The organism is Rhizobium sp. P28RR-XV (assembly GCF_012641385.1).
In the GTDB taxonomy this organism is placed as follows: domain Bacteria; phylum Pseudomonadota; class Alphaproteobacteria; order Rhizobiales; family Rhizobiaceae; genus Rhizobium.
In genome coordinates this window covers 221,010-236,812 of record NZ_JABAIG010000011.1, presented here as the reverse complement: position 1 = coordinate 236,812, position 15,803 = coordinate 221,010, and the positions used below count along the sequence as shown (strand labels likewise).

Genomic DNA, 15,803 nt, shown 5'->3' with positions numbered 1-15,803 from the left:
CATGTCGCGCGGCGTTGGGCGGCGATAGTGACAGACGCGACATCGGGAACGTGAAGCGCGAGGCGCGAATCTGAAAGATAGCCACGCGCCTCAGGCGCGGCGTTGCTCCATCATGTCCGCCGTAATCAGAAAGCCGATGAAGCCTAGATTGTAGCCGCCGAGCGCGATGAACAGTGTCGTCAGCGGTGGCGGAACGATTGATATCGCGACCGTCGCCATGAAGGCGATGCTCACCAATGCCACGCCGAGCAGCGCGCCGATCGTCGTGCGCTGCAGGCCGGCGGCAATACCGATGATCGTGGCGGTCGCGAATATCATCGCTCCATATCCTCTTTACCAAGAACCTGTTTGCACAGGTTTACGCATGGATGGCTAAAAAAGGCTTTGCCAGCAGGGTTAACGTTTCATGAAGCGATAGGCTCCGCGCCCTTTATGGGACATGCAAAGGAGGCGGCAGTACCTTAAATATGCGCACAATCCGTTCCTTCGATCGATTCAGACTTAAGGAGTACGCACCAGGCTCCGCATTTACCGCGGCATCGGGTAGAAGGAGGACATGAGCAGCTTTTTTGAGAATGATTCGCCTTCGAACCTGACGGAATATTCCGTCTCGGAATTGTCCGGATCGATCAAGCGCACGGTCGAAAATGCGTTCGACCAGGTGCGCGTGCGCGGGGAAATCTCCGGCTATCGCGGGCCGCATTCCTCGGGCCACGCCTATTTCTCGCTGAAGGATGACCGCTCCCGCATCGACGCGGTGATCTGGAAAGGCACATTTTCCAAGCTGAAATTCCGTCCCGAGGAGGGGATGGAAGTCATCGCGACCGGCAAGGTGACGACCTTCCCGGGCTCGTCGAAATACCAGATCGTCATCGAGACCCTGGAGCCCGCCGGCGCGGGCGCCCTGATGGCGCTCCTCGAGGAGCGCAAGCGCAAGCTCGGCGCCGAAGGCCTCTTCGATCCCGAGCGCAAGCGCCGGCTCCCCTTCATGCCTGATGTGATCGGCGTTGTCACCTCGCCGACCGGCGCCGTCATCCGCGATATCCTGCACCGCATCTCCGATCGTTTCCCCGTGCATGTGCTGGTCTGGCCGGTAAAGGTGCAGGGGGAGGGTTCCGGCGACGAGGTAGCGAACGCCATTCGCGGCTTCAATGAATTCGCACCCGGTGGGCCGATCCCGCGCCCCGACGTGCTGATCGTCGCGCGCGGTGGCGGCAGTCTCGAGGATCTGTGGAGCTTCAATGACGAGGCCGTCGTCCGCGCTGCCGCCGCCAGCGACATCCCGCTGATCTCGGCCGTCGGCCACGAGACCGATTGGACGCTGATTGATTATGCCGCCGACGTGCGCGCGCCGACGCCGACGGGTGCCGCCGAAATGGCCGTGCCGGTCAAGGCCGAACTGGAGGCGCAGCTTGCAAGTTTTGCCGCCCGGCTGCAGGGCGGAATGACGAGACAGATGGATCAGCGGCGGCAGGCGGTGCGCGCGCTGCTACGCGCCCTGCCTTCGCTCGATCAGATCCTGGCCCTGCCGCGCCGCCGCTTCGACGAGGCTGCCGCCGGTCTCGGCCGTGGGTTGGAGCTGAACACGCTGAACAAGCGCCGCTCCTTCGAGCGCATGGCCTCGCAGCTGCGGCCGGATATCCTGTCGAATCGGATCGCGGAGCGCCGTCAGCAATTGGGCGAACGGATGACCCGCGCCGAGCGGACCATCGAGCGTATGCTCGACCGTTCCCGCGCCCGCATCGAACGGGCCGATGCCGTCTTTGCCACACTGCCATCACGCCTCGAGGCGCAGACAGGCCGCGCCCGGGATCGCCTCGGCAATCTCGTCCGTCACGCCGATACCGCCATCCGCCATCAGCTGGCCCGCGCCCGCAGCGAGCTGGTGGCGCAGGAGCGCATCCTGCAGTCGCTCTCCTACAAGAATGTCCTGAAGCGCGGCTACGCCGTCGTGCGCGACGAAGACGATCGTCCGGTTTCGCTGGCGGCGGCGCTTTCGACGGGTGCTGCGATCTCGATCGAATTCACGGATGGCCGCATCGGCGCCGTCACCGGCGATGATGCCGCGCCGCCGTATTCGACCACGTCATCATCAGGCGCTCCGCCTGCAAAGAAGCGCGCGACCAAGCCGACTGAGCCTGCCGCTCCGCCGAAACAGGGAAGCCTTTTCTGATGCGCATCCTGCTGGTGCTGGCCCATCCGCTGGAGGATAGCTTCGCCGCCGCCGTAGCGAAGCTTGCGCAGGAAACGCTTGCTGCCGGCGGGCACGAGGTTGACCTGCTCGATCTCTATCGCGAGGGCTTCGATCCCTGTCTTTCAGAGGCCGAGCGGCGCGGTTATTTCGACCAACCCTATGATACGTCCGGCGTCGATGCCATCGTCTCGCGCCTGCGGGCGGCCGACGGGCTGATCCTGGTCTTTCCGCAATGGTGGTTTAATTTTCCAGCCATTCTCAAAGGCTTTTTCGATCGCGCTTTTGCGCCCGGTGTTGCCTTTGCCCACGATCCGGCCGGCGGGCGCATCGTGCCGCAACTCACCAATATCCGCCTGTTTTGGGCGCTGACAACAACCGGCTCGCCCTGGTGGATCGTGCATCTCTATATGGGCAATCCGGTGCGGCGCCTGCTGAAACGCGGCATCGCCGCCTTTTGCGCCAAGCGGCTGAATTTTCGCATGCTGGCGCTGCACGACATGGACCGCGTCACCGAAGCCGGACGCAAGGCGCATCTCGCCCGCATCAGGAAAGCCCTGACGACGATCTGAGCTCGGGCATTCTGTCAAAAAAATGCCGCGGCAAGAGTACCGCGGCACGATAGCGTCGAAATGTCCGGGCGTCCCTACGCCCACTCGCCCTTGCGCATGACGGGCACGCGCGAACCATCCGCATTAATGCCATTGATATCGACCTTGTCGGAGCCGATCATCCAGTCGATGTGGATCAGGCTGGAATTGCCGCCCTGTGCCTTGATCTGTTCCTGGCTGAGCGTGGCTCCATTGACGAAGCACTTGGAATAGCACTGGCCGAGCGCGATATGGCACGAGGCATTTTCGTCGAAGAGCGTGTTGTAGAACAGGATGCCGCTCGCCGAAATCGGCGAGGAATGCGGTACCAGCGCCACTTCGCCGAGTCGGCGCGCACCTTCGTCGGTGTCGAGCACCTTGTTCAGCACTTCCTCGCCACGCGTCGCCTTGGCCTCGATGATCCGGCCGCCTTCGAAGCGCACCTGGATATTGTCGATCAGCGTGCCCTGATGCGATAGCGGCTTCGTCGACGAGACATGGCCTTCGACGCGCAGCGCATGCGGCGTGGTGAAGACCTCTTCCGTCGGAATGTTCGGATTGCAGGTGATGCCGTTCTTGGCCGTCGAGGCGCCGCCATGCCATTCATGGCCGTCCGCCAGGCCGACGGTCAGATCGGTGCCCGGTCCCTGAAAGTGCAGGGCGGCGAAGCGCTGACCGTTCATCCATGCCGAGCGCTTGTGCAGGGTGGCATTGTGCTCGGCCCATGCCGCGATCGGATCTTCGACATCGACGCGCGAGGCAGAGAAGATCGCCTTGGCGAGCTTGGCGACGGCGATTGCTTCCGGATCGTTCGGGAAGACCAGCTTCGCCCAGGAGGCGTTCGGATAGGAGACGATGTTCCAGTTGGTGTCGAAGTTCGAGATCTTTTCCAGCGCCGGCTTGTAGGCGGCAGAATTGGCGCGGTTTGCGCGCGCCACCTTGTTCGGGTCCTGATTGGACAGCAGCATCGGATTGTCGCCGGCAATGGCAAGACGCGCCGTGTTGTTGGAGAAGGCCTTGGCCATGCCCTCGTAAAGCCATGTCGCTGCGCGGTCGAAGCTCACGTCCTGGCCGTATTCATAGCGGGCAAGCGTCGTCTCTTCGTCCGAATAGAAGGTGGAGACGAGACCGGCGCCGGCCTTGTAGGCCTCGCGCGTGATCAGCCGCACCAGCGGCATCGCCGCGACAGGCGCCGTCATGAGCAGATCCTGACCGGCCTGCAGCTGCAACCCGACCCTTACGGCTACTTCCGCAAGCTTTTCCAGCTTGGCGTGATCGACGGGATGATGGTTGGGGGAGGCTGATGTCATGACGAAACCTGCTTGGCTGATATCGAAAGAATGGTCAGAAGACTTAGACCGGTTTGCTGCGAAATTGAAGGCGGTTTGTCCGACTTTGGGAAATCATCAGGCAATCAGCGACGCGGCCTTGGCCTTGAGCGCGGTCAAGGCATCCTGCGGGTTCAACCGCACCTGCAGGCCACGCTGGCCACCGTTGATATAGACATAGGTCTCGGTCATCGCCTGCGCCTCGATCGCCGTCGGAACGATCTTCTTCTGGCCGAAGGGGCTGATGCCACCGACATGATAGCCCGTCAGGCGCTCTGCATCGACGGGCTTCATCATGGCCGCCGACTTGCCGCCGAAGGCTGCGGCGAGCTTCTTCATGCTGACTTCGTGGTCGGAGGGGACGACGGCGCAGACCGGCTTGCCGTCCACCTCCGCCATCAGCGTCTTCAGCACGCGATGCGGCTCTTCGCCGAGTGCTTCCGCCGCCTGCAGGCCGACACGCTCCGCATTCGGATCGTAGTCATAGGCATGCACCGTGAAGGCGACTTTCGCCTGGGTCAGCACTTGCGTCGCGCGGGTCGTTTTTGACATGGACTTATCTCTAGGCGGCCTTGCCGAATGCTGCCGCATAAATATCGGGCTTGAATCCAACCAGCAATTTGCCGTCTGCCTCCAGCACCGGACGCTTTATCATCGAGGGCTGCGCCAGCATCAGCGCAATGGCCTTGTCCTTCGAAAGGTCAATTCGATCCGCTTCCGGCAGAGCCTTGAAGGTGGTGCCGGCGCGGTTGAGCACGACTTCCCATCCCGCTTCCTTCGTCCAGCGCTCCAGATGATCCCTGTCGATGCCGACGGCCTTGTAGTCGTGGAAATCATAGGCGATGCCGTGGCCCTCGAGCCAGGTCCGGGCCTTCTTCATCGTGTCGCAGTTCTTGATGCCGTAAATGGTGATCGTCATGTCGAATCCGTCTCTTGCTGTCCGGTAGGGCATAGCACGCGAATGAAGCGCGGTGAAAGCCGGCCGGGTGGCCAGGCCGTTCCCTCGTCCATTGCATAGATCAGTCTTCCAGCGTTCCCGGCTTGCGGGTGACGGAGCTTGGCTTATCGGAGCCGATCTTCATCAAATCGCCGCGACGCCGCACCAGCCGGTCGGAGACGCGGGTCACGATCAGGCCTGCCTGCGGCGCGCGGACATCGATGGTTCCATCCGGCATGCCGGGCGCGGTGATGATGGTCGCCAGCAGATCGCCTTCTGCGACCCGCTCGCCGATATTGCGATGGAAAAGCACGGTGCCGGCCTGCGGTGCGCGGATCATCTCCACATTGTCGAGCGGCACGGCCGGGCCATCGAACGCGCCGGGCCTCACGCTTTCATCCTGCACTGCGCCGCGCGCGGCCAGGAAGCGCCAGAGCCCCGCGGCATCTTCCTTTGCCATCTCCGGATAGACGTCGCGCGTGCCGCGCAATTCGACCGTCACCGAAAGCTTGCCCGGCAGCCTCGCCTTCTTTCCCCCGGGTACTTCGTATTTCCAGGCGAAGCTCACAGCCTCCTCGAAGGCCGAGCTTTCGCCATCCGACAACAAAACGGCATCCATCCTCAATACCGCGGCAAGATCGGAAGCCTCGGGCCAGAAGGCCTCGTCGATATAGGCATATTGCAGGGATTCGTCGTCGCAATGGAGATCGATCACCAGATCGGCGCCGAGTGCCATGTGGATCAGCTGGCGCTTCAGCCGGTCGACAGCGGGATAGCGTTCCAGGTTTTCGATGAGGAGATCACGGTCGCGGACCGAAATCAGCGGGAAATCGCGGTTGAAATTGGTGCGTGAGCCCAGGTCGAAACGGCCCTGCATCTCGCCGAAGTGCGATTGTGCCGCGCCGATCGGGTTGGCATGCGGTACGACGACGATATCGCTCAGAATGGTGCCTGCCGCTTCCGCCTGCCGCAGGCGCTCGCAGAGGAAATGCACCAAGGCCGTGCCCGGCAGTTCGCCGGCATGCAACGCCGCCTGAATATAGATCTTCGGCGCATCGCCCTTGCTGCCGGCAAAATGGAGAACCGGCAGCCGCCAGGCGATCCCGGGAGTGTCGCCTTCGATGACGATTTCGGTGACGTTCATGGGCGGGCCTCCTGCTGGTCATGATGAGAGACGCATACCAAGCCTTGACTGCGGACCGCAACCGTTTGTCGTTGCGCGCCGGAATCAGGATTGTGGCGAACGGCGAAAAATGGCTTCAGTGGTTGCGGTTTCCGCGCAGGCAGAAGCTCAGGATCAGGCCGAGCAGGACCGCGCCGACCCCGAAGGAGAAGGGCGCGGCATAACCCAGATGATCGGCAAAAAGGCCCGCGATCGGTCCGGTCGAGCCGAGCGACACATCGAGAAAGATCGAATAGAGCCCGAGCGCGACGCCGCGGTTCTGCGGCGGGATGCGCTCCATCGCTTCGTTTCCGAGTGCCGGAAAGACAGGCGCGAAGCCGGCGCCCGCCAGCGCCGCGCCGATGATGGCAACGGTCGGGGAGGGCGCAAGGGCAAGCGCCACCAGGCCGACGATCTCGATGACAAGGGAGATGCGCACCAGCGGCAGGCCGCCGAAACGTGCGACTGCCTGCGCAAGGCCGAGGCGTACGCCCATGAAGGCAAGGCCGAAAGCACTAAGGGCGAACGAGGCGCCTTCCCAGTTGCGGCTATGAAAAAACAGCGCGACGAAGGCCATGACGACACCGAAGCCGCTGGAGGCGAGGGCAAGGGCGACGCCATATGGCGCCACGCGGCTCAAGACCTGGCCGGTACCGATGCCCTTTTCCTTCACGCCCGGAACGGGCGGACGAGTCTGTGCCAGCAAGAACCCGGCGACGGCAAGGACGATGGTGACGACGCCGATGGTGAAGAAGCCGTATTGGCCCTGCAACCATGCACCGAAAGGTGCGGCGAGCGCAATGCCTCCATAGGTGGCGATGCCGTTCCACGAGATGATGCGGACGGTTTCGCGCGATCCCATCAAACCGATCGCCCAGGTGATCGCCGCGGTGCTCACCCAGCTTTCGCCGATGCCGAGCGCCAGCCGCCCGGCAAGCAGAAGGGCAAGGCTCGCCGTAGGCACATGGACCGCAAATGTGGAGGCGATCGTCAATGCGCCTGACAGGCCGTAGGCAAGGAAGCCGAGAAAGACCGAACGGCGCGGCCCGTATTGATCGCAGAGCCGCCCGACCTGGGCACGGCTGACGATGGTCGCCACATATTGCGTGCTGACGGCGATGCCGGCCCAGACGACGCCGAAGCCGAGGCCACTGTCGACATAGGTGGGCAGAACCGCGAGCGGAAGGCCGATGGCGGCATAGCCGAAGAATGTCAGTGCGACGATCGACAGAAGGGATAGGGTCGAGGCGGACCGGATGGTCTGGGAGGCAGTGTTCACGGGATATCGCCTGCGGACATCGATAACGATGTCCATGCTGTTTGCCACGAAGGAACGGGGTTCGGTATCGGATAGCCATGACGGTGGCAGCCGGAGGCCGTGCATCGCCACGGACAATCGGTATCAGGCAAAGGCGGGCATGGTCAACGAATTGCTGCCTTGCAGCAAAAGCCATTGACGGGATGAATTGAGTGTGCGTGGGAGCTGAAGCCGAGCATTGCGAAAGCGGGGCCGGTTTTGCAGGCCCCGCTTGAAAGGCCTTACATCGTCAAGACGACACTGGCCGTCGTTCGTCCCGCCTCAAGATCGGCATGAGCTCTCGCCGCATCCTTCAGCTCGTATTCGGCGCCGATCGGGTTGACCAGTCCGGCCTGCAGCGCCGCCATCAGCGCGGTCGTGCCTTGGCGATAGAGCTCTGGATCGTTGGCATAGGTCAATACGCTCGGGCGAGATAGGCCGATCGCGCGGGGAGCGGTCAGCTCCTCTATCTGGATCGGCGGAATGGGGCCGGCCGCCTGACCGAGGCTTGCGACCATTCCGAAAGGACGGACGGCGGCAAAGGTCTGCGACAGCATGGTGCCGCCGATGCCGTCGATGGCGAGATGCACGCCTCGGCGATCGGCAATGCGGCGCGTTTCCACGACCCAATCCTCGGCTGTGTGCAGGAGAACCACATCGGCTCCGGCCTCGTAGGCGAAGCCAACCTTGGCTTCGGAACCGACCGTCGCAATGACGTTCGCGCCGATCCGCTTGGCAAGGCGCGTGACGAGCTGGCCGAGGCCGCCCGCTCCCGCGTGAACCAGCACCCATTCGCCTGCTTTCACGGGATAGACCTTTTGGAGCACCATATGCGCCGTCAGTCCGCGCAGCATGGTGCTGCCGGCGACGCGCTCGCTGACGCCATCGGGCAATTTCACCAGACGGGCGGCCGATAACGTGCGCACCTCGGCATAGCTGCCGAGCGGATGGCCGATATAGGCGACGCGGTCGCCCGCCTTCAGCTCGTTGACGCCGGGACCGAGGGCCTCGACGATGCCGGCGCCTTCGAAGCCGAGCACGCTCTGACCGGGCGGCAGCGGGTAGAGCCCGGAACGGACATAGATGTCGACGAAGTTGACGCCGGAAATGCTCTGGCGGATCCGGACCTGGCCGGGACCCGGCTCGGTGGCGGGGAGATCGACGACTTTCATGGCCTCGGGTCCGCCCGGGCCGGTAATGGCAATCGCTAGGGGCATGCTGAAGTCTCCTTTCGGGAGATCTTTGACCATAAACATCGACCTGAATAAATTCGGTATGAACTCACCGCATCTGTGCAATAATGCACCGATGATCGACTGGCAGGACCTTCTTCACTTTGCCGCCCTCGCGCGAACCGGCTCGCTTTCCGCAGCGGCGCGGGAGCTTGGCGTGGATCACGCAACGGTTGGCCGCCGCATTGCCGCACTGGAGCGTTCGCTCGATCTGCGCCTGATCGACCGGCGGCCGCGTACCTCGCCGCTGACGGCCGACGGCCGCGCCATTGCCGAACTGGTGGCGGGGATGGTGGAGAATGTCGAAGCGATCAGGCGCTATTCAAAGAGCGCCGTCGCCGGGCTTTCCGCGGCGGTCAAGGTCAGCGCGCCGCCGTCGATCGCGGCCCATCTTCTTGCCCCGAAGGCGGTTCTCTTCCGCGAAGAGCATCCGGACATTACCCTGACGATTGCCGGCGTCACCCGCCGCGCCGCGCTCAACTACGGGGAGGCCGATATCGCCGTGCGCATGACGCGGCCGGAGGAGAGCGATCTCCTGGTTCGGCGTATCGGCGTCATTCGCTTCGGCCTCTACGCCATTCCGGCCGTGGCGCAAAAGCCCGAGGCGGATTGGGTCTTCATCGGTTACGACGCGGCAATGGAGCATCTGACGCAGCAGACCTGGCTTCGAAGCCTGCTGGAAGGCCGCCCGATCGTGTTTCGCGCCACCGATGTTTTCGGACAGCTGGAGGCCGCCCGCGCCGGCCTCGGCGTCGTGGCGCTTCCAACCTTTTTGGGCGACAGCGAAGTGGAGCTGACGCGCCTGCCGGCGGCGGTTCCCTCCCCCACACGGGACCTCTGGCTGGTCACTTATCCTGATCTGCGCCGGTCGCCGGCCATCCGCGCGGTGATGGATTTCGTCAGCGACATCGTCGGCGGAAGCTGTCCGTTGCGCAGCGCGGAGGCGGCTGCGTAAGACCGGTTACGACCTGTATTTTCCTGTTGCAGCCCGGCGGCGAATCTCTATCCATGGGTGGATGGGCCATACCTATAGTCGGTGACCGATGACGAAGCTGGGCAGTTGGTTCGTGGTGGATAGGGCGGATCTCGTCGCGGGCGTATCGGTCGCCGGACTGATGTTGCCGGAAGCGGTCGCTTATGCCGGTATTGCCGGTCTGCCGCCGCATCGGGCCATTCTCGCCGGCATTGCCGGATGTCTCGTCTATGCCCTATTCGGCCGCAGCCGCTTTGCGATCGTCTCCCCCACATCCTCCTCGGCCGCCATTCTCGCCGCAACGTTGGCGGTGGTTCCGGGCGATGCCACGGTCAAGGCGGGCCTTGCCACGGTTGCCGTGGCGCTTGCCGGCATTCTGTTCGCCGTTGCCGGCGCATTGCGCCTTGGCGGCATCACCGGCTTTATTTCACGGCCCGTGCTGCGCGGCTTCGCGCTGGGACTGGCAATCACCATCATCCTGCATCAGCTGCCGATCCTGGTCGGCGTGCCCGTGCAGGGTTCGAACATTCTCACCTACACCGCAGCACTCTTCGGCGCGGCCCTGCAATGGAATCCGATCAGCGTTGCCGTCGGCATCGTCGCACTGGCGGCATTGCTGCTGCTGAAGCGGCTGCCGGGCATTCCCGGCGCTTTTCTCGTGCTTGCCGCGGGCATCCTCGCCTCCTACCTCTTTGGCCTGGAGGGCCATGGCGTCAAGCTGGTCGGGGCAATCGAGATCCTGCCGCAATGGCCGTCGCTGCCGGATGCGGGCTGGGCCGCCTATTCGCGCCTGGTGCAGTTCACGGTACCTCTCGTGCTCATCCTCTTTGCCGAATCCTGGGGCACGATGCGGGCTCTGGCGCTGCGCTACGGCGAGACGCTGGAGATCAACCGCGAGCTTGGCGCGCTCGGTGCCGCGAACATTGCCAGCGCCATCGTCCAGGGCATGCCGGTCGGCGCGGGATTTTCGGCCGGCTTCGCCAGCGAGGCAGCGGGGGCGAAGACGCGGGCGACCACCGTCTTCGCGGCGATCGGCCTTGCGATCCTGATTGCCTGCGCCGGGCCGCTCGTTGCGCTTCTGCCCGAGCCGGTGCTGGCCGCCGTCGTGATCGCGGCCCTGACCCATGCGCTCGACCCCAGCCCGATCCTGCGTCTGCGCCGTCTCCATCGCGATTTTTACGTGGCGTTGGGCGCTGCTGTCGGCGTGCTGGCTTTCGGCGTCCTCAACGGCATGCTGCTGGCGATCGCCCTTTCGCTCGCGGCGATGATGCACCGCCTGGCTTCGCCGCATGTCGCTCGCCTCGGCCGGCTGAACGACAGTCATGACTTCATCGATGTCGGCAGGCATGACGATGCCTCCGAAATACCCGGTATTGCCATCTGGCGCCCCGGAGAAACCCTGTTTTTCGGCAATGCCGATACGATCTTCAGCGAGATCCTGTCGGGCAGCCGCGGCGAAACCGGCTTGCAGGCGGTTATCCTCAGCCTGGAGGAGAGTTCCGATATCGACAGCACCGCGATGGACGCCCTGATGGAGTTCGACGGCGTCATGCAGCGCAGGGGTCTACGCGTCCAGTTTGCCCGCGTGCATGACCGCGTCCGCGATCTCATGACGGCCGCCGGTGTTGCCGACGTCGAGCACCGCTGCAGCTTCAGCGTCGACGATGCCGTGACGGCTGTGATGAATGGCAATCAGCCGAAGGCTTGAACATGCCGCTCAGTCGCGCAGCGTCCAATAGCAAAGGTGCTGATGGATTGAGTGACCCTGCAGGCTGTTGATGAGGACGAAGTCTTTCGCAGTCCAGCTCACCGGTTCCTCAAGCACGATGTCGGGAACGAGCCGGCCTTGATAGAGCAGCGTCATATGCGGTTCGACAGGCTTTTCTTTCGCCGGTGTAATCCCGGTGAGTCGCATGGCATCGACCAATTCTTGGTAGATCGCCTTGAGTTCGGCGTTCCCATCCTTGTTCCATAGAACAAGTGCGCGATTATCGCCATTGCCGAAACTGACGGCCCGATCGAAAACCACGGGGCAGGATGGCTTCCTAACCCTCGAGGCTGCTTCCATAGCCGCAAACGCCGCCTCCTCCGGCAGGCAGCGAAACGAGCCGATCGTGTAGAGCGTTACATGGAGGAGATCAGCGCTTCGTGGCTTCGCGAAAAAACGGTATTGCCGATGGAAGTTGCCTGCAAGCTTATGGCTCCGTGCGGCAGTTACCGGATCGGGAAGGATTGCAAAATAGAGTTCGCTGATTGGTCCTCGATCGCTTGATGGCTGCGTGCCGCCATGCGACCCTCCGCCGAGATTGAGCGAGAGCTGCCCGTTGCTCTTCTTCATGGGATCGCTACAAAGCCGTACCGCTTTGCCTCCTCCTGTGTTTGGACCGCAAGGGCAATTGCCAAATCAAGAACAGATCATGAACATTTGCGCCGATGGAGCTTTTCGGCCGTAAGCTTCTCAAAAAACGATCGAATAAAAGGCCGGCTTGATCCGTTCATTCCAGGTTCGGGCTTTCGCGCCCATTCTCACCAACAAGGAATGACAGCCATGTTCACCAGATCAGTCTTTTCGGCCATTTTTCTCGCTCTCATCGGCCTTGGCATCCCTTCTTGCTCCACCACGGGCAACAGCGGTTCCGGCAGCGGCATGACACAGAATTCCGCTCCGACCGGCGGCGGATACTGACACCTGCCTGCAATTGTCTCACGCTCGCTCCGCTGTCGCCAAAACGGTGGCAATTGCCGATCTTTGCAAGAATCGGGTTGAATTCGACGGTCCCGAGGACGATTTTCATAGCAAGTGGAAACACAGGAGCTTGCGTCATGAATGAGAGAACGCAGAACTATCTGATCTTCGAAACCGCCGGCGGCTTTTGCGGTATCGCGTGGAGCGATGTCGGCGTCCTGCGCTTTCAATTACCGACGAAGGATGCTGCAGCCACCGAACGCCTGCTGTTGCGTCGCCTGTCGAATGCGCAGCCCGGCACGCCGACGCCGGAGGTTGCGGAGGCGGTCGCCAAGGTGAAGCGTTATTTCGCGGGCGAGGAGATCGACTTTTCGGGCGTCACGCTCGACCTCGGCGAACAGGATGCGTTTTTCAGGCAGATCTATGACGCTGCCCGGCAGGTCGGTTGGGGTCATACCACCACTTACGGAACGCTCGCCAAGCAGCTTGGCGCGGGGCCGGAGGCCGCGCGCGATGTCGGCCAGGCCATGGCCAAGAACCCGGTGGCGCTGATCATCCCCTGCCACCGCGTTCTGGCGGCCGGCGGCAAGATCGGCGGTTTTTCGGCGCCTGGCGGTTCGAATGCCAAGGCGCGCATGCTGGAGCTGGAAGGCGTTCAGCTCGCGCCACCAAAGCCGGTGCAGCAGTCGCTCGGGTTTTAAGCGACCGAGCCGGACGAAAGGTTTCACCTGTTCGCTCTATTCTTCCGATGCCCGGCGGGCGCGGGAAAACAGCAGCGTATTCTTTTCGTTCAAGCGGATCGGCTTGGGATCGTGATAGCCAGCCTTTTCGGCGACACGGATCGAGGCCCTGTTATCGGGCGAGATCAGACAGACGCTGCGATCAAATCGCGGCTGCTCGTCGAGCCAGGCAAGGGCGGCGGCGAGCGCCTCCGTGGCAAAGCCCTTGCCGTGCGCCCACGCCGACAATGCCCAGCCGGCCTCGGGAATACCCTTGATCGGCGGCTCCATCACCCGATGAAAATCGGCAAAACCGAGATCGCCGGCATATCGGCCCGACGATTTCTCGCGGATTGCCCAATAGCCATGTCCCAGCAGTGGCCACAGGCCATGATAGTGCAGCATCCGCATCCATGACTCCCTGGAAGTGGATACGACATTGCCGAAAATATGCTTCACGACGAGAGGATCGCTCCACATGCCGGCAAGCGGTTCGAAGTCATCGACCGTATGCCCCGTAAGAATGAGCCGTTCCGTTTCCAATCGCGGCGGGGAGAGCGTGGGTTTCATTCAGGGTCACTCTTTGGGTCTGGCGTCGGGAAATCTGCTGCAGGCGTCCGGCGAGGACCTTGCGCCTTTGGGTTTAATTTTATTCATACCCGAAATCCCACAAAGCGTAGTGACCGGATCGCGGCCCTCCCGTCGCGTCATGCCGCTTGTTCCAATGTTTTCTTCCGCCATAGAATTGTGAAGGCGAGACCATGGTTGACGAGCAGCAATGGCACGTAAAGCGCGGGTATATAAATGGCGGCGCCAAAGAGGCCGGGATTTCCGATTCTCGTTATGCCCAAGTAATAGGCGTTCAGAAGATCCATGGTTCCCCAGATATTGAATATCCAGACAATTGGAACGGCGATCGGCCACCGCCAGGAAAGTGCGGCCATTGAAACAAGCGCAAGAACGGCTGCGATGAGGTCGCCCCATCCAACTTGATTGGCGAAATCCGAACTCAACTCCGGCGATACGAATCCGGATACCAGAAAGTTCATCCCCAAAAACCTGAACGCATGGAAAGCCGCGAGAAGTCTCAGCGCCTCATAGCGCGGCATGGTACCAACCGCTGGCCAAACATAGACGTAAGCCACCACCGAACTTGTCAGAAAGGCGCCGGCGACGCTGAGAACGAATGGAAGATTGAAGTCCGGTGGCATACTCGGATTCCCTTATGTTTGTGGATATGTTTCGATATCTGCGGGTGCTTAAGGGTTAGCCGCGAGCAAGCGGAGCGGCCAAAGCGGGCCGATTGCGATGTATTCGTGGTCCATGAGATCTTGCCTGGCTAAGGGCAGGTCCTCCATGATTGCTTGCGCCTCTGCGACATCCCTGCAATCCAGCAGGAAGATGGCTCCGCGCCCGTCGCCCCGCGAATACCATTCGCGAATCTTCCCACTTAAATAGAGCAGCACCGTTTGCTGGATTTCAGCGGGCATGACGGTCATGACTTGTTCACGTGTGACGCCCGCCTTCACAGTAAGGATGGCCATTACACCGGTGGTTGTGGGTGAGATGGCCTGTGTCTGGGCAGGGGTTGGATGGGTCATGGAAGCAGCTCCTGTGAGAGTGGGTCAGGAAGGCGCTACAAATCGTTTTTACGGTCTCGTTTCGGCGACGTCCTGATTGACAGCTCAAACATAAGCCCGCTTTTCACGAGCGACTATTCTCGATAATGTCGACGAGTTATGAAGCAGAACTTCACAGTCAGGCAGGGGGCCCTCGATGGCGTCGAGGCCTTTCTGAGTGTTGCCCAGCACCGCAGTTTTCGCAAAGCGGCTGCGGCGCTCGGGGTAACGCCTTCGGCAATCAGCCAGGCGGTGCGGGCGCTTGAGGCGCGTATCGGCGCGGCACTTTTCATCCGCACGACACGCAGCGTCAGCCTGAGCGAGGCCGGCGAGCGATTTCACGCGCGTGCAAAGCCCGCTTTCGAGGAGCTCATCGCCGCAAGCCATGGCGCGCGCGACCTTGGGCAGCGGCCCGCCGGACTATTGCGCCTCACGGTGCCGCAGGCGGTGGTGCCGATCCTGCTGGAGCCGCTGATCGCATCTTTTTGCCAAGCCTATCCCGAGATCGAGGTGGAGATCGCCGCAAGCGCGGACCTGGTCGATATTGCCGCCGAAGGGTTTGATGCCGGCGTCCGGTTCGGCCAGTTCATCGCCGCGGACATGGTTGCGGTTCGGCTGACCCCGCCCTTTCCCTTCGTGGTCGTCGGCAACCCCGAATATCTGCGCCGGCAGGGAAGACCCGAGCGTATCGACGATCTGCGTCAGCATGCCTGCTTGCGAATGCGCCGCTCAAACGGGTCGATTGCGCCTTGGTCCTTTGTTGACAGCAACAAGTCGATCGAAGCGATCGTCTCAGGCCCGCTGATCGCCCACGATTTTCCCACCATTCTTGGTGCGGCCGCGGAGGATATGGGGCTCGCGCAGGTGCCCGAGCCGATCGCCGCCCGCCTGATCAAAGAGGGCAAGCTCGTGCGTGTTCTGGAGCCATTCGCACCCATGGCCCCCGGCATGTTTCTCTATTATCCCAGCCGCCATCAAATGATGCCGAAATTGCGAGCCTTCGTCGACCACATCAAGCACCGCAAACCGTAAGGCTGCGCGTATCGAGAAGGAAGACGTCATGCAATAT

At 62.3% G+C, this 15,803-nt stretch carries 18 protein-coding genes; 7 read left to right on the top strand and 11 right to left on the bottom strand.

The window, feature by feature from the left end:
* Positions 1-90: 90 nt before the first annotated feature.
* On the bottom strand, positions 91-318 hold the full coding sequence (locus tag HGP12_RS24110; protein WP_168841327.1) for a homogentisate export protein: 228 nt from the start codon (positions 316-318) through the stop codon (positions 91-93).
* A 238-nt stretch (positions 319-556) separates the two neighbouring features.
* Here HGP12_RS24110 and xseA point away from each other — a divergent pair, with 238 nt between their 5' ends.
* Together xseA and HGP12_RS24100 are read left to right on the top strand one after the other, a co-directional pair.
* The gene (gene xseA / locus HGP12_RS24105; protein WP_168841326.1) at positions 557-2,173 is read left to right on the top strand and encodes an exodeoxyribonuclease VII large subunit; all 1,617 of its coding nucleotides are present in this window, start codon (positions 557-559) and stop codon (positions 2,171-2,173) included.
* Positions 2,173-2,763, top strand: coding sequence for an NAD(P)H-dependent oxidoreductase (locus tag HGP12_RS24100; RefSeq protein ID WP_168841325.1), 591 nt, complete (start codon positions 2,173-2,175; stop codon positions 2,761-2,763). The genes xseA and HGP12_RS24100 overlap by 1 nt, the downstream gene beginning before the upstream one ends.
* Before the next feature lie 74 nt (positions 2,764-2,837).
* Here HGP12_RS24100 and HGP12_RS24095 read toward each other — a convergent pair whose 3' ends face one another.
* The 6 genes from HGP12_RS24095 to HGP12_RS24070 all read right to left on the bottom strand — a co-directional run bounded on the left by HGP12_RS24095 (position 2,838) and on the right by HGP12_RS24070 (position 8,722).
* Complete coding sequence (locus HGP12_RS24095; protein ID WP_168841324.1) at positions 2,838-4,091, bottom strand: aminopeptidase; 1,254 nt, start codon at positions 4,089-4,091, stop codon at positions 2,838-2,840.
* A gap of 96 nt (positions 4,092-4,187) precedes the next feature.
* Complete coding sequence (gene ybaK, locus HGP12_RS24090) at positions 4,188-4,661, bottom strand: Cys-tRNA(Pro) deacylase (RefSeq protein WP_168841323.1); 474 nt, start codon at positions 4,659-4,661, stop codon at positions 4,188-4,190.
* A 10-nt stretch (positions 4,662-4,671) separates the two neighbouring features.
* Positions 4,672-5,028: an ArsC family reductase gene (locus HGP12_RS24085; protein ID WP_168841322.1), complete on the bottom strand. Its 357-nt coding sequence runs from the start codon at positions 5,026-5,028 to the stop codon at positions 4,672-4,674.
* A gap of 100 nt (positions 5,029-5,128) precedes the next feature.
* A complete protein-coding gene (locus HGP12_RS24080) occupies positions 5,129-6,190 on the bottom strand; it encodes a succinylglutamate desuccinylase/aspartoacylase family protein (RefSeq protein WP_168841321.1) in 1,062 nt (353 codons plus the stop codon).
* A 115-nt stretch (positions 6,191-6,305) separates the two neighbouring features.
* Complete coding sequence (locus HGP12_RS24075) at positions 6,306-7,487, bottom strand: MFS transporter (RefSeq protein ID WP_168841320.1); 1,182 nt, start codon at positions 7,485-7,487, stop codon at positions 6,306-6,308.
* A gap of 260 nt (positions 7,488-7,747) precedes the next feature.
* Positions 7,748-8,722: a quinone oxidoreductase family protein gene (locus tag HGP12_RS24070; RefSeq protein ID WP_168841319.1), complete on the bottom strand. Its 975-nt coding sequence runs from the start codon at positions 8,720-8,722 to the stop codon at positions 7,748-7,750.
* Positions 8,723-8,747: 25 nt separating this feature from the next.
* Between HGP12_RS24070 and HGP12_RS24065 the strand changes: the two genes are divergently transcribed.
* Both HGP12_RS24065 and HGP12_RS24060 read left to right on the top strand, forming a co-directional pair.
* The gene (locus HGP12_RS24065) at positions 8,748-9,692 is read left to right on the top strand and encodes a LysR family transcriptional regulator (RefSeq protein ID WP_246703519.1); all 945 of its coding nucleotides are present in this window, start codon (positions 8,748-8,750) and stop codon (positions 9,690-9,692) included.
* An 88-nt stretch (positions 9,693-9,780) separates the two neighbouring features.
* A complete protein-coding gene (locus tag HGP12_RS24060) occupies positions 9,781-11,418 on the top strand; it encodes a SulP family inorganic anion transporter (protein WP_168841318.1) in 1,638 nt (545 codons plus the stop codon).
* 9 nt (positions 11,419-11,427) lie between these two features.
* On the opposite strand, the gene HGP12_RS24055 is transcribed toward HGP12_RS24060, so the two are convergent.
* Positions 11,428-12,048: a 2'-5' RNA ligase family protein gene (locus tag HGP12_RS24055; RefSeq protein ID WP_168841317.1), complete on the bottom strand. Its 621-nt coding sequence runs from the start codon at positions 12,046-12,048 to the stop codon at positions 11,428-11,430.
* Between the two features lie 210 nt (positions 12,049-12,258).
* Here HGP12_RS24055 and HGP12_RS24050 point away from each other — a divergent pair, with 210 nt between their 5' ends.
* Both HGP12_RS24050 and HGP12_RS24045 read left to right on the top strand, forming a co-directional pair.
* Complete coding sequence (locus HGP12_RS24050; protein ID WP_168841316.1) at positions 12,259-12,396, top strand: hypothetical protein; 138 nt, start codon at positions 12,259-12,261, stop codon at positions 12,394-12,396.
* Positions 12,397-12,533: 137 nt separating this feature from the next.
* A complete protein-coding gene (locus tag HGP12_RS24045) occupies positions 12,534-13,097 on the top strand; it encodes a methylated-DNA--[protein]-cysteine S-methyltransferase (protein ID WP_168841315.1) in 564 nt (187 codons plus the stop codon).
* Positions 13,098-13,133: 36 nt separating this feature from the next.
* On the opposite strand, the gene HGP12_RS24040 is transcribed toward HGP12_RS24045, so the two are convergent.
* The 3 genes from HGP12_RS24040 to HGP12_RS24030 all read right to left on the bottom strand — a co-directional run bounded on the left by HGP12_RS24040 (position 13,134) and on the right by HGP12_RS24030 (position 14,716).
* Positions 13,134-13,685, bottom strand: coding sequence for a GNAT family N-acetyltransferase (locus HGP12_RS24040; RefSeq protein WP_168841314.1), 552 nt, complete (start codon positions 13,683-13,685; stop codon positions 13,134-13,136).
* Between the two features lie 137 nt (positions 13,686-13,822).
* The gene (locus HGP12_RS24035) at positions 13,823-14,326 is read right to left on the bottom strand and encodes a hypothetical protein (RefSeq protein WP_168841313.1); all 504 of its coding nucleotides are present in this window, start codon (positions 14,324-14,326) and stop codon (positions 13,823-13,825) included.
* Between the two features lie 48 nt (positions 14,327-14,374).
* Positions 14,375-14,716: a hypothetical protein gene (locus HGP12_RS24030; protein ID WP_205926603.1), complete on the bottom strand. Its 342-nt coding sequence runs from the start codon at positions 14,714-14,716 to the stop codon at positions 14,375-14,377.
* A gap of 138 nt (positions 14,717-14,854) precedes the next feature.
* Between HGP12_RS24030 and HGP12_RS24025 the strand changes: the two genes are divergently transcribed.
* Positions 14,855-15,766 carry a LysR family transcriptional regulator gene (locus HGP12_RS24025; protein WP_168841312.1) on the top strand — a complete coding sequence of 304 codons (912 nt, stop codon included), beginning with the start codon at positions 14,855-14,857 and terminating at the stop codon, positions 15,764-15,766.
* Positions 15,767-15,803 lie beyond the last annotated feature (37 nt).

Coding starts and splice junctions, on each gene's coding strand:
- HGP12_RS24110 (WP_168841327.1), bottom strand. CDS start 318: ATGATATTCGCGACCGCCACGATCATCGGTATTGCCGCCGGCCTGCAG.
- xseA (WP_168841326.1), top strand. CDS start 557: ATGAGCAGCTTTTTTGAGAATGATTCGCCTTCGAACCTGACGGAATAT.
- HGP12_RS24100 (WP_168841325.1), top strand. CDS start 2,173: ATGCGCATCCTGCTGGTGCTGGCCCATCCGCTGGAGGATAGCTTCGCC.
- HGP12_RS24095 (WP_168841324.1), bottom strand. CDS start 4,091: ATGACATCAGCCTCCCCCAACCATCATCCCGTCGATCACGCCAAGCTG.
- ybaK (WP_168841323.1), bottom strand. CDS start 4,661: ATGTCAAAAACGACCCGCGCGACGCAAGTGCTGACCCAGGCGAAAGTC.
- HGP12_RS24085 (WP_168841322.1), bottom strand. CDS start 5,028: ATGACGATCACCATTTACGGCATCAAGAACTGCGACACGATGAAGAAG.
- HGP12_RS24080 (WP_168841321.1), bottom strand. CDS start 6,190: ATGAACGTCACCGAAATCGTCATCGAAGGCGACACTCCCGGGATCGCC.
- HGP12_RS24070 (WP_168841319.1), bottom strand. CDS start 8,722: ATGCCCCTAGCGATTGCCATTACCGGCCCGGGCGGACCCGAGGCCATG.
- HGP12_RS24060 (WP_168841318.1), top strand. CDS start 9,781: ATGACGAAGCTGGGCAGTTGGTTCGTGGTGGATAGGGCGGATCTCGTC.
- HGP12_RS24055 (WP_168841317.1), bottom strand. CDS start 12,048: ATGAAGAAGAGCAACGGGCAGCTCTCGCTCAATCTCGGCGGAGGGTCG.
- HGP12_RS24050 (WP_168841316.1), top strand. CDS start 12,259: ATGTTCACCAGATCAGTCTTTTCGGCCATTTTTCTCGCTCTCATCGGC.
- HGP12_RS24045 (WP_168841315.1), top strand. CDS start 12,534: ATGAATGAGAGAACGCAGAACTATCTGATCTTCGAAACCGCCGGCGGC.
- HGP12_RS24040 (WP_168841314.1), bottom strand. CDS start 13,685: ATGAAACCCACGCTCTCCCCGCCGCGATTGGAAACGGAACGGCTCATT.
- HGP12_RS24035 (WP_168841313.1), bottom strand. CDS start 14,326: ATGCCACCGGACTTCAATCTTCCATTCGTTCTCAGCGTCGCCGGCGCC.
- HGP12_RS24030 (WP_205926603.1), bottom strand. CDS start 14,716: ATGACCCATCCAACCCCTGCCCAGACACAGGCCATCTCACCCACAACC.
- HGP12_RS24025 (WP_168841312.1), top strand. CDS start 14,855: ATGAAGCAGAACTTCACAGTCAGGCAGGGGGCCCTCGATGGCGTCGAG.